This window comes from Pseudomonas sp. SJZ078, from assembly GCF_007828255.1.
GTDB lineage: Bacteria > Pseudomonadota > Gammaproteobacteria > Pseudomonadales > Pseudomonadaceae > Aquipseudomonas.
Genome location: NZ_VIUG01000037.1, coordinates 17395 through 30343 on the forward strand (window position 1 = coordinate 17395; position 12949 = coordinate 30343).

A 12949-nucleotide genomic window follows, 5' to 3' on the forward strand; every position below is an offset into this window, starting at 1 on the left:
GAAGTAACTCCGTCAAACTGTGGGAGCGGGCTTGCCCGCGAAGGGGGCCTGTCAGTTGGCAGAAGACTTACTGCCCGAACAACGCCTTCAGCCCCTCGGCTGAATTGAACATCCCATCCCCATCATGCCCCACCCCCGGCACTTCGATCAGCCGCTGGTTCAGCCCCTCGGCGTGGCGCCGGGTCAGGTAGTCGAAGTAGAAATGCCCGCGCAACAACCGATACGGCCCCTGGGTCTGCGCCTCGCAGCTTTTATCCAGCGCCGGGTGCTCCGGATCGACGTCCTGTTGTCCGAGCAGGTAGGTGATGTCACGCTTGATGTAGTTCTCCTCCAGTTGGGCGGCTGTCTGCCCGGCGGCATAGGCGGGCAGGTTGTGCAGGCCGTATTTCCAGCGATTGAAACCGGGGCAACCGCCTGGGTCGAACGCCATGGGCCGCTGTGCATCGAAGTAGGCATAGGAGGACGGGTTGGCGATGACGAAACGCGGGGCGATCCGGTACTGCCCATGGGCGAGCAGGGCGTAGCGCTGAACCACCTGGGCGCCGCCGGAATGACCGGCAACGACGATTTCCTTCACGTCGGGAAACTGCTGCCGGTCGCTGACCCGTGCAACGATGTCGTCGAGAACCTGGTAGGAACTGACCGGACTCGGCCCTGTGGATAAACCGCCGGCCATCCAGTCGTTGCCTTGCCAGCGCAACAACTCATTGGGGAGTTGATGACGGGCGACGTCCTGCTCATTGAGGAACTGCGGGGCGATGATCAACGTGGTGGCCAGTTGTCCGGCCTGGCCGGCGGCTTTCTCGGCGCTGTGCAGGTAGGTGTCGGCGTTGCGCAGCCGCCCATGCAGGATGATCAGCACACGTTGGATAGACGTTGGGGGCGGGCTCACCCCGACCACCATGCTGCCGCCCTTGAGCTGCAGCCGCCCCTGCGCCACCGTGTTCACAGCGTGTTCGTCAGCCTGGGCGAAGAGGCTGCACAGCACCAGTGCGATCGATGCGGCCCATTTCATCTACAGGTTTTTCGCCGCAAAAGTGTCGCATTGGCTGACCAGGCCCTGGGCGAACCCGGCCTTGAACCAGCGCACCCGTTGCGCCGACGTGCCGTGGGTAAAGGAGTCCGGCACCACGCGGCCCTGGCCTTGTTGCTGCAAGCGGTCGTCACCGATGGCGTTGGCGGCGTTCAAAGCTTCTTCGACGTCTCCGGGCTCCAGCCAGTTCAGGCGCTTCTGCGCATGATTGGCCCAGACGCCGGCCAGGCAATCGGCCTGCAATTCCTGACGCACCAGCAAGCCGCCGTCGCCTTCCATCTGCCGGCCTTGTTGGCGAGCTTCCTGGATTTTCGCCGACACACCGAGCAACGTCTGCACATGGTGGCCGACTTCATGGGCGATGACATAGGCTTGGGCGAAGTCTCCGGCGGCGGAGAAGCGCTGGGACATCTCCTTGAAGAAGCTCATGTCCAGGTAGACCTGCCGATCCGCCGGGCAATAGAACGGCCCGGTTGCCGATGAGGCGAGGCCGCACGCCGAGTTGACCCGACCGCTGAACAGCACCAGTTTGGGCTGCTGGTATTGGCGTCCGGCCTGCTGGAAGACCTGGCCCCAGGTGTCTTCGGTATCACCGAGGATCGAACGCACGAACTCGGCCTGTTCATCGTTGGCCGGTGGCGCCTGGCGGGTTTGAGAGGAGGTCGGTGCGGACTGATCCATCTGCCCGGCCAGTTGCCCGAGGATCTGCATCGGATCCTGGCCGGTGATCCAGCCGATGCCAACGATCAACAGAATGGCCGTCAGGCTCAGCCCCTTGCCCCCACCAAAGCGCATCCCGCCGCCGTCACCATCGCCACGGGCGTCCACCACGTTGTCACTGCGGCGACCTTTTTTCCATAGCATGTGGGAGTCCTCTGATTGACCGTGTGGACAGTGTTGCCGTTGAGTGGGAATGACGCCAGTTTACTAACAGATTTGTGACATAAGCTCCCCCAAGAGACAGCATCAGCCGATGAAAGTGTACTTGGTTCCAGAATTTGCATTAGACTTTAAAAATTCTGGAATTGATAACATTGCATCGGGGTCCCATGGCTGGAAGTCAGATTGAGCGGGTTTTCGATGTGCTGGAAAGTCTCGCCGGCGAACCTCGCGGCTGGCCACTTCAAGGGCTGGCCGAACAACTGCAGATCCCCAAGAGTGCCACCCACCGCTTGCTCGCCGAGCTGATGCGCCTGGGCTACGTGCGCCAGAACCCCGAGAACCTGCGTTATCACATGTCCACCCGGCTGGTCGCCCTGGGGTTTCGCTATCTCTCGCGCAGCGGCGCCGACATCGTGCAGCCGGTGCTGGACCGTCTGGCCCGGGAAACCGGTGAACTGGTGCGCCTGGGGGTCATCGAAGGGGATCGCCAGACCTGGATCGCCAAGTCTCAAGGGGCGCGGTCCGGTTTGCGCTACGACCCGGACATGGGCCGCGAGACGCCGCTGTTCTATACGGCGTCGGGTCATGCCTGGCTGGCGTGCATGAGCGATGCCGAGGCGTTGGCGTTGGTCGAGCGCCAGGCTGCCCAGGTACCGGTGGATGTGGGGCCAAACGCGCCCCATAGCACCCATGAACTGTTGGAATACCTTCGTGCGGCCCGCGAACAGGGGTATGCCTGTGTCGAAGAGAGTTCGGCGATTGGCACTTCGGCCGTTGCCGCCGTGGTGCGTCATCCGCAGGACGACCGGGTCGTCGGCGTACTCAGCGTTGCCGGGCCCAGCGCACGGATGACGCGGGTACGGTTGCATGAATTGGCCCCAACCTTGCTGGCGTTTGCCGAGGAATTGTCGCAAGCGAGCCAGGCGTCGGAGTTATTCAGCTGATACAAGCAGAGATTGGCCCCTAAATTATGTCACCCAGGATCACCCCATGACCGTCAGCACCCCGCTTTCCGGTGTCAATCAGGCCTTCAAGGGCATCCTGCTGATTGTCTTCGCGACGTTCCTGTTTTCCAGCCATGACGCCCTGTCGAAATACCTCTCGGGTTTCTATCCGATCATCATGGTGGTGTGGGCCCGTTATGTGGTGCATACCCTGCTGATGGCGGGCATCTTCCTGCCGCGCTCTGGGTTGCGGGTGCTGCGTACGAAGCGCCCGTTGTGGCAGTCGGCGCGGGCGTTGTGCCTGCTGGGCACCAGTCTCTTCTTCACCACGTCGCTGCTGTACATCCCGTTGGCCGAAGCGACGGCGGTCAACTTCCTGGCCCCGGTATTGGTCACGGCGTTGTCGGTGCCGCTGCTGGGCGAGCGGGTGACACGCGGTCAATGGGTGGCGGTGATCTTCGGCTTCATCGGGGTGCTGATCATCGTCCATCCGGGCGGGGACCTGTTCACTCCGGCCGTGCTGTTGCCGTTCTGCTCGGCATTGTTCTTCTGTTTCTATCAGTTGCTCACGCGCAAGCTCAGCGAAGTCGACAGCCCGACCACCAGTAATTTCTTCGCCGGTTTGTGCAACACATTGGTGATGAGTGCACTGGTACCGTTCTTCTGGCAGGTGCCGAGCCTGTTGCATGGGGCGATGATGCTGGCGTTGGGGGCTTGTGGGATGACGGCGCATCTGATGCTGACCCAGGCCTTCCGCGTTGCCGCCCCGGCGCTGCTGGCGCCCTTCAGCTACTGCCAGATCGTCTTCGCCGGTCTGTTGGGTTGGCTGCTGTTCAGCCACACGCCGACGCTGACCACGGTGCTGGGTATCGTGCTGATCTGTCTCAGCGGATTGGCTGCGGCGTGGCAGCAGCGACGCAAATGACACGGACCACCTGTGGCGAGGGGATAAATCCCCTCGCCACAAAAGCTGGTGTCTGTTCTAACTGACCGGTATCAATCCAGCGTCGGAATCTTGCGCGGTGCCATGAAGTACAGCCAGATCAGGGCCGTGAAGTACATCGCCGGAATCAGGGTGAACAACACGGTGTAGTTGTTATGGGTCACCGTCAGGATGTGTCCCACCAGCTGGGTCATGAACATCCCGCCGATGGCGGCGCACATGCCGCCGAAGCCGAACACGGTGCTCATCATGTGCTTGGGCGTGTAGTCCATCACCAGGCTCCAGATGTTGGCGGTCCAGGCCTGGTGCGCGCCGATGGCCAGGGAAATGGCGAACACCGCCATCCACAGGTTGCTGGCGCCGGCGGCCATGATCACGCCGACGATGCAGCAGGCGAACAGCAGCATGGAGACCAATCGTGCCTTGATCGGATTCAACCCGCGGCCGATCAGGAACGAAGAGAGGATGCCGCCACCCACGCTGCCGAAGTCGGCGGTGAGGTAGATGATGATCAGCGGGATGCCCATCTGGGTCACGTTGATGCCCAGGTTGTATTGCTGGTTCAGGAACGGTGGCAACCAATAGAGATAGAACCAGAACACCGGCGCCGTGATCGAGTAGGCCAGGGCGAACGCCCAGGTGCCGCGCATGCGCAGGATGCGGGAGAAGGGCACGCGGGCCAGTTCCGGTTCACTCTCACGTTGGATGTAGTCCAGTTCCGACTGTTTGACGCTGGGGTGGTCTTCCGGATTGAAGTATTTCAGGCCCCAGAACAGCAGCCAGATCCCACCCAATGCCGCCATGCACAGGAAAGCCGCCTGCCAGCCCCACACCTGCAGGATCAATGGCAGCAGCATAGGCGTGAACATGGCGCCGACGTTGGTCCCGGCGTTGAAGATGCCGGTGGCCACGGCCCGTTCGCCCGCCGGGAACCACAGCCGGGTGGTTTTCACACAGGCCGGGTAATTGGCGGCTTCGGTGAGGCCCAGGATGAAACGGCAGACCATGAAACCCGCCGCGGAAGTCGCCAGGCCATGGGCGCCGGTCGCCAGGCTCCAGAGCAGCACGGCGAAGAAGAACACGCGCTTGACGCCGATCCGGTCGATCAACCGGCCCTGCAATATGAAGCCGACCGCATAGCCGACCTGGAACCAGAAGTTGATGTTGGCGTAATCCATCGCCGTCCAGCTCATTTCCTTGGCAAGGATGGGCTGCATCACGCCCAGGGCGGCGCGGTCGATGTAGTTCAGCGTAGTGGCGAAAAACACCAGCGCGAGCATGCCCCAACGGGTCTTGCCCACGGCCAGGGCGCCGCGGATCTTGTCGCCGATGCCGCCGGTCGTGACGCCCATGCCTGGGCTCAGGGGAGAACTTTGGGAAGGATTCATAGGGTGTACCCGTTTTTGAAATTCTTATGGGGTGGTCTGAGTTTCATCCATTGATGTCGGCGTTCCGGGCCTGCATCGATGTGGAGCTGATGGTGGGCAGTGGACGAAAAGTCGTCAATTCGCCACAGGGCATTTTGTTCGATAATCGCCCATAAAACTAACTGGGTGGTACATATTAAATTGCTGAAAGGCATTGGCGCCTCAATAATCTGTCCACTCTTTCAAAAGCGGCGAACCTTCTGTAGCCGATGCCTGTCCCGGGAGCCGAACCCATGCAGCGTTCCATTGCCACCGTATCCTTGAGCGGTACTCTGCCGGAAAAGCTCGAAGCCATTGCCGCCGCCGGTTTCGACGGAGTGGAGATCTTCGAGAACGACCTGCTCTATTACGACGGCAGCCCTCGGGAAATCCGGCAGATGTGCGCCGACCTGGGCATCGCGATCACGCTGTTCCAGCCGTTTCGTGACTTCGAAGGTTGTCGCCGCGATCGCCTGGCCCGCAACCTGGAGCGCGCCGAGCGCAAATTCGACCTGATGCAAGAACTCGGCACCGACCTGGTGCTGGTGTGCAGCAACGCCTCGGCCGACAGCCTGGGGGACGAGCGGATGCTGGTGGATGACTTGCGACTGCTGGCCGAGCGAGCCAGTGCGCGGGGGTTGCGCATCGGTTACGAGGCGCTGGCCTGGGGGCGGCACGTGAACACTTATCAACAGGTCTGGAACATTGTGCGCCGGGCCGACCACCCCAGCCTGGGCGTCCTGCTCGACAGTTTCCACACCTTGTCCCTCAAGGGCGACCCGAGTGCCATCGCCGAGATCCCTGGCGAGAAGATTTTTTTCGTGCAGATGGCCGACGCGCCGATCCTGGCGATGGATGTGCTGGAGTGGAGCCGGCATTTCCGTTGCTTCCCGGGGCAGGGCGAATTCGACCTACCGGGGTTCCTGGCACCGATTATCAAGAGCGGCTATGCCGGGCCACTGTCGCTGGAGATCTTCAACGACGGTTTCCGCGCCGCGCCGCCACGGGCCAATGCCGCCGATGGCTTGCGTTCGTTGCTGTACCTGGAGGAGAAGACCCGCCAGCGTCTGGCCGCGGAGGCCGCGCCGCTGGACAGCCTCGATACACTGTTTGCCCCGCCACCGGCCAGTGAATACGACGGCATCGAGTTTCTTGAATTCGCCGTGGACGATAACCTTGGCGCCAAGCTGTCTCATTGGCTGGAGCGGTTGGGGTTCGTCAAGGCCGGCCAGCATCGCTCCAAGAATGTGAGCCTGCTGCGCCAGGGCGATATCAACCTGATCCTCAACTGCGAGCCGTACTCCTTTGCCCACAGTTTCTTTGAAGCCCACGGGCCGTCGCTGTGCGCCACCGCCGTGCGGCTAAAAGACAGCGCCAGCGCCCTGAAGCGGGCCGTGGATTACAAGGGGCAGCCCTATCGCGGCCTGGTGGGGCCCAATGAGTTGGAACTGGCGGCGGTGCGTGCACCGGACGGCAGCCTGATTTACCTGGTGGACCAGGAGGCGGACGTCTATGGAACGGATTTCAACCTGCAACCGGGCGCGGTCATCGGGGCCGGGCTCAAGCGCATCGACCACATGGCGATGGCGCTGCCGGCCGACAGCCTCGACAGTTGGGTGCTGTTCTACAAGAGCCTGCTGGATTTCGAAGCCGATGACGAAGTGGTGTTGCCTGACCCTTATGGCCTGGTGAAGAGCAGGGCTCTGCGCAGTCGCTGCAGTTCGATCCGCTTGCCCCTGAATATTTCCGAAAACCGCAATACCGCGATCTCGCATGCGCTGTCGAGCTATCGCGGTTCCGGCGTGCATCACATCGCCTTCGACTGTGACGACATCTTCGCCCAGGTCAGCCGCGCCAAGGAGGCCGGCGTGCCGTTGCTGGATATTCCGCTCAACTATTACGACGACCTGGCGGCACGTTTCGATTTCGACGATGAGTTTCTCAGCGAACTGGCGTATTTCAATGTGTTGTACGACCGCGACGCCCAGGGCGGTGAACTGTTCCATGTCTATACTGAACCGTTCGAGGGGCGATTCTTCTTTGAAATCATCCAGCGCAAGAACGGTTATGCAGGCTATGGCGCGGCCAACGTCGCGGTGCGGCTGGCGGCCATGGCCAAGTCCCGCAGCGGTGGCCTGCGGCACGCCAAGTTGTAGGGAAATCGTAAACGCGGCAGCAAAACGGCAATCCTGTGCCTTCCTTCACTGCACGGTGCAGCCCATAATCGCCAGCTTGTGCAGTGATGGCCGTGAGCCCGCAATGACTATGAATCCAGAACTGTCCGATGCCCTCGACGAGCCTCTCGCCGCGCCGCGCAAGGGGCGCAAGAACAACCCGGAAAAGACCCGGGAAAACATTCTTCAGGAAGCCATCGTCGAGTTTGTCCAGCAGGGCCTGGCCGGTGCCCGGGTGGATGCCATCGCTGAGCGTATCCACACGTCCAAGCGGATGATCTACTACTACTTCAACAGCAAAGAACAGTTGTACATCGAGGTGCTGGAAAAACTCTACGGTGATATCCGCAGCACCGAGAGCCGCTTGCACCTGACGGAGCTGACACCGGTCGACGCGATCCGGCGCCTGGTGGAGTTTACCTTCGACCACCACGACCGCAATGTGGATTTCGTGCGCATCGTCTCTATCGAGAACATCCACAACGCCGAATACGTCAAGCAATCAGGCGTGATCAAGGCGATGAACAGCAGCATCCTCGACGCCCTGGACCTGATCCTGCGCCGGGGCGCCGAAGAGGGCGTATTCCGTACCGGCCTCGAACCCCGGGATGTGCATCTGCTGATCAGTTCGTTCTGTTTTCACCGCGTGTCCAACCGTCACACCTTCGGTGAGATTTTCCAGATCGATCTGGCGGATGAAGCGATCAAGCAACGTCATCGCCAGATGATTTGCGAGTCCGTGTTGCGGTATCTGCAAGCCTGAATGCAAGCGCTTGTGGGAGCGGGCTTGCTCGCGAATGGGGTTGAACAGTCACTATAGAGGTGACCTTCAAAGCGTTTTCGCGAGCAAGCCCGCTCCCACAGAGCCTGTCACCCGGCCTTCAGTGATTCATGCTGTGGAAATGCTCCAGCATCCGCTGCGCATCCGGGGCGATGCCGCTGAACAGTTCGAACGCTTTCACGGCCTGGAACACCGCCATAGTGCCGCCATCCAGCGTGCGGCACCCCAGGGCCCGGGCGCTGCGCAGCAGTTCGGTTTCCAGCGGAAAATAGACGATCTCGGCGACCCACAATTCGCCTCGCAACAACTCGACCGGCACCGGCATGCCAGGCAGCTTCGCCATGCCCATCGGGGTGGTGTTGACCAGGCCGTTCGCCTCGGCCATGGCCGTGGGCAAATCGTGTCCGGCACGGGCGCGGCCAGCGCCGAAGTGCTGGTTCAGGTTGTTGGCCAGGGCTTCGGCGCGGCTGAATTCGACATCAAAGATACTCAGGGTCTGGACACCTTCCGCCAGCAGCGCATGGGCAACGGCCGCGCCGGCACCTCCGGCGCCCATCTGCACCACGGATCGACGCAAGACATCACCGAGGCCGCGGCGAAAACCCTCGGCAAAGCCGAGGCAGTCGGTGTTGTGGCCGATGCGCTTGCCGTCCTTGAGCACCACGGTGTTCACCGCGCCAATGCCGCGCGCCTCGGCCGAGAGCTCATCGAGCAGCGGGATGATCGCCTGCTTGCAGGGGAAGGTGATGTTCAGTCCGGTGAAGCTCATGCGTTCGGCAGCGGTCAGCAGATCGGGCAGGGCACTGCTGTCGAGTTTCAACGCGTCGAGGTCGATCAGTCGATAGAGATAGCGTATGCCTTGGGCATCGCCTTCATGCTGGTGGAGCGCGGGGGTGCGAGATGCCTGGATGCCCGCGCCGATCAGGCCGGCCAGTACGGTGCTATTCAACATGCGTTTCAACCTTTCAACCGCTGACTGAAATGTTCCAGGGCCAGGCGATAGCCATGGCTGCCAAAGCCGCACATCACACCGATGGCGACGGATGAAACGAAGGAGTGGTGACGGAACGTTTCCCGGGCGTGGACGTTGGACAGGTGGACTTCGATCACCGGTACTTCGCTGGCGACCAGCGCATCGCGGATCGCCACCGACGTGTGGGTCCAGGCCGCTGGGTTGATGACGATACCGGCGCACCGGCCACGGGCGCCGTGAATCCAGTCCAGCAGCTCGCTTTCCTGGTTGGTCTGGCGAAATTCCACCGCCAGGCCGAATTCTTCAGCGGCACGGCCGCACAGCGCCGAGATATCCGCCAGGGTTTCATGGCCGTAGGTTGCAGGCTCACGGGTGCCGAGCAGGTTAAGGTTCGGGCCGTTGAGCACCAGAACGATTGGAGGCATTGCAGTTTCTCCACTTTTTTATTGTTGGCCTCGGTCGGGTTTCAACCGGTGGAGATAAATTGTACTAGATGGTTAATTTGGTCAAAGCAAAGCCGATGACGTCGGGCAATAAGTGTTCGATGATCGAACAATGGGCTTGCCGAGGTTAAAGGGGGGGCATTGTGGCGAGGGGATTTATCCCCGCTCGAGTGCGCAGCGCTCGCAAGCTTTTACAGGATTGAAGAGCTTGGGGCTGCTTCGCAGCCCAGCGGGGCGGTGCGACGTTTCGCTAAATCTCCTCGCCACAGGGGAATCCTCCACCTCAAAAGGAAGGGCTTACCGCCGGGTCAGCAACACCCCGGATTCCATGTGGTGGGTCCATGGAAACTGGTCAAATAACGCGCAGCGCGTAATGCGGTGGGTGTCGTGCAGTTGTGCGATGTTCGCTGCGAGGGTTTCCGGGTTGCAGGAGATGTACAGGATGTTGTCGAAACGTCGGGTCAGCTCGCACGTGTCCGGGTCCATGCCGGCACGGGGCGGGTCGACGAAGACGCTGCCGAATGCGTAGCTTTTCAGGTCGATGCCCTGCAGGCGGCGGAACGGTCGGACTTCGTTCAAGGCTTCGGTCAGCTCTTCGGCCGACAGACGCACCAGCGTCACGTTATCCACCGCGTTTTCACTGAGGTTGCTCAGCGCCGCGTTCACCGAAGTCTTGCTGATTTCAGTGGCCAGCACGTTGCGCACCCGGGTCGCCAGGGGCAGAGTGAAGTTGCCGTTGCCACAGTACAACTCCAGCAGGTCGTCGTTGCGATCGCCCAGGGCTTCATAGGCCCAGTTGAGCATTTTCTGGTTCACGGTGCCGTTGGGCTGAGTGAAGGCGCCTTCGGGCTGGCGATAGCTGAAGGTGCGACCGCCCACGTCCAGTTTTTCTACCACGTAGTCATGGCCGATCACTTCCCGCTTGCCCTTGGAGCGACCAATGATGCTGACGCCCAGGTCGCTCGCCAGCTTGGAGGCCGCTGCGTGCCAGTGCTCATCCAGGGGACGGTGATAACACAGGGTGATCATCGCATCGCCCGCCAGGGTGGTCAGGAATTCCACCTGGAACAGCTTGTGGCTCAGGGGCGTGCTGGCCTGCCAGGCTGCCTTGAGTTGCGGCATCAGCTGGTTGATGCGCAGGCTGGCGATCGGGAACTCTTCGATGAGGATCGGCGTGCGCTTGTCCTCCTGGGAGAACATCGCGTAATGCCGTTCGCCGGCTTCGCGCCAGAGGCGGAACTCGGCGCGCAAACGGAAGTTCTGCAGCGGCGAGTCAAACACGGCCGGCTCCGGTGCATTGAACGGGGCCAGCAGGTCGCGCAGGCGGGCGACCTTGTCTTGGAGCTGAGCGGTGTAGGCCTGGGTATCAAAAGTCATGCGTTGAACCAACCCAACTTGATCACGAACAGAATCGACAGAATGACCAGCGCCGGGTTCAGCTCACGGCCACGGCCAGACACCAGTTTGATGGCGGTCCAGGCAATGAAACCGAAGGCGATGCCGTTGGCGATGGAATAGGTGAATGGCATCGCCAGGGCAGTGATCACCACCGGGGCGGCGACGGTGATGTCGTCCCAGTCGATTTCCGCCAGGCCCGATGTCATCAGCACGGCCACGAACAACAAGGCCGGGGCGGTGGCAAAGGCTGGCACGCTGGCGGCCAGTGGCGAGAAGAACAGCGCCAGCAGGAACAGGATCGCCACGACGATGGCGGTCAGGCCGGTGCGGCCGCCGGCGCTGACGCCGGCCGCCGATTCGATGTAGCTGGTGGTGGTGGAGGTGCCCAGCAGCGAACCGGCCATGGCGGCGGTGCTGTCGGCGATCAGCGCACGGCCCATCTTCGGCATGTGGCCGTCCTTGCCCATCAGCCCGGCACGCTTGGCGACGCCGATCAGGGTGCCGGAGTTGTCGAACAGGTCGACGAAGAGGAAGGCGAAGATCACGCTGACCAGACCGATGTCCAGGGCGCCCTTGATGTCCAGTTGCAGGAAGGTCGGGGCCAGGGATGGCGGCATCGACATCACGCCGCCGAACGGGGTGAAGCCCATCAGGATCGCGACGATGGTGACCGCGAGAATGCCGATCAGTACGGCCCCGCGCACTTTCAGTGCTTCGAGGGCGACGATCAGGATGAAGCCGAGCGTGGCGAGAATCGGCGCCGGTTGCTTCAAGTCGCCAAGGCCGACCATGGTGGCCGGGTTCTTCACCACGATGCCGGCATTGCCCAGGGCGATCAGCGCCAGGAACAGGCCGATGCCGGCGGCAATGGCCGAGCGCAGGGGCAAGGGGATGCTGTTGATGATCCATTCGCGGATGCGAAAGATCGACAGCAGGAAGAACAACACGGCGGAGACGAACACCGCACCCAGCGCCACTTGCCAGGTATGGCCCATGTGCAGGACCACGGTGTAGGTGAAGAAGGCGTTCAGACCCATGCCCGGAGCGAGGGCGATCGGGTAGTTGGCGATCAGGCCCATGACCGTGGAACCGATGGCCGCCGCCAGGCAGGTGGCGACGAACACCGCGCCCTTGTCCATGCCGGTTTCGCCGAGGATGCTCGGGTTGACGAACAGAATATAGGCCATGGCCAGGAATGTCGTGACGCCCGCCAGGATCTCGGTCCGCACGTTGGTGTTGTGTGCCTTGAGTTGAAACAGCCTTTCCAGCATGTCTGCTCCCCGTGGCGCGCCGGGCGCCGTGAATGTATCGACCTCAACAGCAAAGCACAGACGGCCGATGGCGTCGGTGAGTTTTCTGCGGATCGGAAAAAGCCGCGCATCATACCAGCAGCGTGGCGATGTGACTGCGATCGTCGTCGACGTTTTACCGAAGCAAAAAGAGGGCCATACTGCGCGCGTTTCCCGAAGGTTCGATAGGTGTCCAATGAGAAGAAATCTGCTGGCAGTGGCATGCGCAGTGAGCCTGTGGTTGCCCGGTCAGGTCGTCAACGCCGCATCGGCTCCGCCCTTGAGCCAGGTCAAGGTGCTCAAGGTCGAGTCGCCGGCCTGTGGCTTCGAAGACATCGCCGAAGGGCAGGCCCAGACCCGCTGTGATCACGGTGGATCGAATATCAAGGTCTATGTGCTGGAGGTTGGCTACGGCCACCAGCCCCATGTCACGCTGGACGGTTTCGAAGTCGACGGCACCCGTTCGCCGGTGTGTGCGTTCAGCAATGGCAATCTCACCGATTGTTCCACCCGGACCCAAGTGGTCGGCTATCTGTATGTCTTCGATCTGAAGGGCAAACAGGAAGGCTCCTTCAGCTTCAGCAATACCTCGATCAACGCCCCGGGCAATCGCATGTCGACCCAGCTGTACATCAAATAGCCCACACGATGCTTGGCACGCAATCCGGCAAACCTGACTAGGC

12 protein-coding genes are annotated in these 12949 nt (G+C 61.6%); 5 read left to right on the forward strand and 7 right to left on the reverse strand.

From position 1 onward, the window contains the following. Positions 1–67: 67 nt before the first annotated feature. A complete protein-coding gene (locus FBY02_RS24285) occupies positions 68–1015 on the reverse strand; it encodes an alpha/beta hydrolase (RefSeq protein ID WP_144930633.1) in 948 nt (315 codons plus the stop codon). Beyond that, positions 1016–1897 (reverse strand): neutral zinc metallopeptidase, encoded by an 882-nt coding sequence (locus FBY02_RS24290; RefSeq protein ID WP_144930635.1) that lies wholly within the window; start codon positions 1895–1897, stop codon positions 1016–1018. 185 nt (positions 1898–2082) lie between these two features. Between FBY02_RS24290 and FBY02_RS24295 the strand changes: the two genes are divergently transcribed. Both FBY02_RS24295 and FBY02_RS24300 read left to right on the forward strand, forming a co-directional pair. Next, positions 2083–2859 carry an IclR family transcriptional regulator gene (locus FBY02_RS24295; RefSeq protein WP_144930636.1) on the forward strand — a complete coding sequence of 259 codons (777 nt, stop codon included), beginning with the start codon at positions 2083–2085 and terminating at the stop codon, positions 2857–2859. Between the two features lie 46 nt (positions 2860–2905). Then, positions 2906–3784 carry a DMT family transporter gene (locus FBY02_RS24300; RefSeq protein WP_144930638.1) on the forward strand — a complete coding sequence of 293 codons (879 nt, stop codon included), beginning with the start codon at positions 2906–2908 and terminating at the stop codon, positions 3782–3784. Between the two features lie 71 nt (positions 3785–3855). On the opposite strand, the gene FBY02_RS24305 is transcribed toward FBY02_RS24300, so the two are convergent. Further along, the gene (locus FBY02_RS24305; RefSeq protein ID WP_144930640.1) at positions 3856–5190 is read right to left on the reverse strand and encodes an MFS transporter; all 1335 of its coding nucleotides are present in this window, start codon (positions 5188–5190) and stop codon (positions 3856–3858) included. Between the two features lie 272 nt (positions 5191–5462). Between FBY02_RS24305 and quiC the strand changes: the two genes are divergently transcribed. Together quiC and FBY02_RS24315 are read left to right on the forward strand one after the other, a co-directional pair. Further along, entirely contained in the window at positions 5463–7364 is a 1902-nt protein-coding gene (gene quiC / locus FBY02_RS24310; protein WP_144930642.1) for a 3-dehydroshikimate dehydratase QuiC, read from the forward strand. Positions 7365–7467: 103 nt separating this feature from the next. After that, positions 7468–8145 (forward strand): TetR/AcrR family transcriptional regulator, encoded by a 678-nt coding sequence (locus FBY02_RS24315; protein WP_144930644.1) that lies wholly within the window; start codon positions 7468–7470, stop codon positions 8143–8145. Between the two features lie 118 nt (positions 8146–8263). On the opposite strand, the gene FBY02_RS24320 is transcribed toward FBY02_RS24315, so the two are convergent. The 4 genes from FBY02_RS24320 to FBY02_RS24335 form a co-directional block, all read right to left on the reverse strand. Next, the gene (locus FBY02_RS24320; protein ID WP_144930646.1) at positions 8264–9115 is read right to left on the reverse strand and encodes a shikimate dehydrogenase; all 852 of its coding nucleotides are present in this window, start codon (positions 9113–9115) and stop codon (positions 8264–8266) included. A gap of 5 nt (positions 9116–9120) precedes the next feature. Further along, complete coding sequence (gene aroQ, locus FBY02_RS24325) at positions 9121–9561, reverse strand: type II 3-dehydroquinate dehydratase (RefSeq protein WP_047702651.1); 441 nt, start codon at positions 9559–9561, stop codon at positions 9121–9123. Between the two features lie 315 nt (positions 9562–9876). Then, complete coding sequence (gene trmA / locus FBY02_RS24330; protein ID WP_144930648.1) at positions 9877–10956, reverse strand: tRNA (uridine(54)-C5)-methyltransferase TrmA; 1080 nt, start codon at positions 10954–10956, stop codon at positions 9877–9879. Beyond that, complete coding sequence (locus FBY02_RS24335) at positions 10953–12248, reverse strand: NCS2 family permease (RefSeq protein ID WP_144930650.1); 1296 nt, start codon at positions 12246–12248, stop codon at positions 10953–10955. Before FBY02_RS24335 ends, trmA begins: the two co-directional genes overlap by 4 nt. 214 nt (positions 12249–12462) lie before the next feature. Between FBY02_RS24335 and FBY02_RS24340 the strand changes: the two genes are divergently transcribed. Next, complete coding sequence (locus tag FBY02_RS24340; protein WP_144930652.1) at positions 12463–12906, forward strand: DUF4879 domain-containing protein; 444 nt, start codon at positions 12463–12465, stop codon at positions 12904–12906. Positions 12907–12949: the final 43 nt, after the last annotated feature.

What these genes read in the sequence shown, in the direction of transcription:
- quiC (WP_144930642.1), top strand. Translation starts at nt 5,463, where the DNA reads ATGCAGCGTTCCATTGCCACCGTATCCTTGAGCGGTACTCTGCCGGAA.
- FBY02_RS24305 (WP_144930640.1), bottom strand. Translation starts at nt 5,190, where the DNA reads ATGAATCCTTCCCAAAGTTCTCCCCTGAGCCCAGGCATGGGCGTCACG.
- FBY02_RS24340 (WP_144930652.1), top strand. Translation starts at nt 12,463, where the DNA reads ATGAGAAGAAATCTGCTGGCAGTGGCATGCGCAGTGAGCCTGTGGTTG.
- aroQ (WP_047702651.1), bottom strand. Translation starts at nt 9,561, where the DNA reads ATGCCTCCAATCGTTCTGGTGCTCAACGGCCCGAACCTTAACCTGCTC.
- FBY02_RS24320 (WP_144930646.1), bottom strand. Translation starts at nt 9,115, where the DNA reads ATGTTGAATAGCACCGTACTGGCCGGCCTGATCGGCGCGGGCATCCAG.
- FBY02_RS24295 (WP_144930636.1), top strand. Translation starts at nt 2,083, where the DNA reads ATGGCTGGAAGTCAGATTGAGCGGGTTTTCGATGTGCTGGAAAGTCTC.
- FBY02_RS24290 (WP_144930635.1), bottom strand. Translation starts at nt 1,897, where the DNA reads ATGCTATGGAAAAAAGGTCGCCGCAGTGACAACGTGGTGGACGCCCGT.
- FBY02_RS24315 (WP_144930644.1), top strand. Translation starts at nt 7,468, where the DNA reads ATGACTATGAATCCAGAACTGTCCGATGCCCTCGACGAGCCTCTCGCC.
- FBY02_RS24300 (WP_144930638.1), top strand. Translation starts at nt 2,906, where the DNA reads ATGACCGTCAGCACCCCGCTTTCCGGTGTCAATCAGGCCTTCAAGGGC.
- trmA (WP_144930648.1), bottom strand. Translation starts at nt 10,956, where the DNA reads ATGACTTTTGATACCCAGGCCTACACCGCTCAGCTCCAAGACAAGGTC.
- FBY02_RS24285 (WP_144930633.1), bottom strand. Translation starts at nt 1,015, where the DNA reads ATGAAATGGGCCGCATCGATCGCACTGGTGCTGTGCAGCCTCTTCGCC.
- FBY02_RS24335 (WP_144930650.1), bottom strand. Translation starts at nt 12,248, where the DNA reads ATGCTGGAAAGGCTGTTTCAACTCAAGGCACACAACACCAACGTGCGG.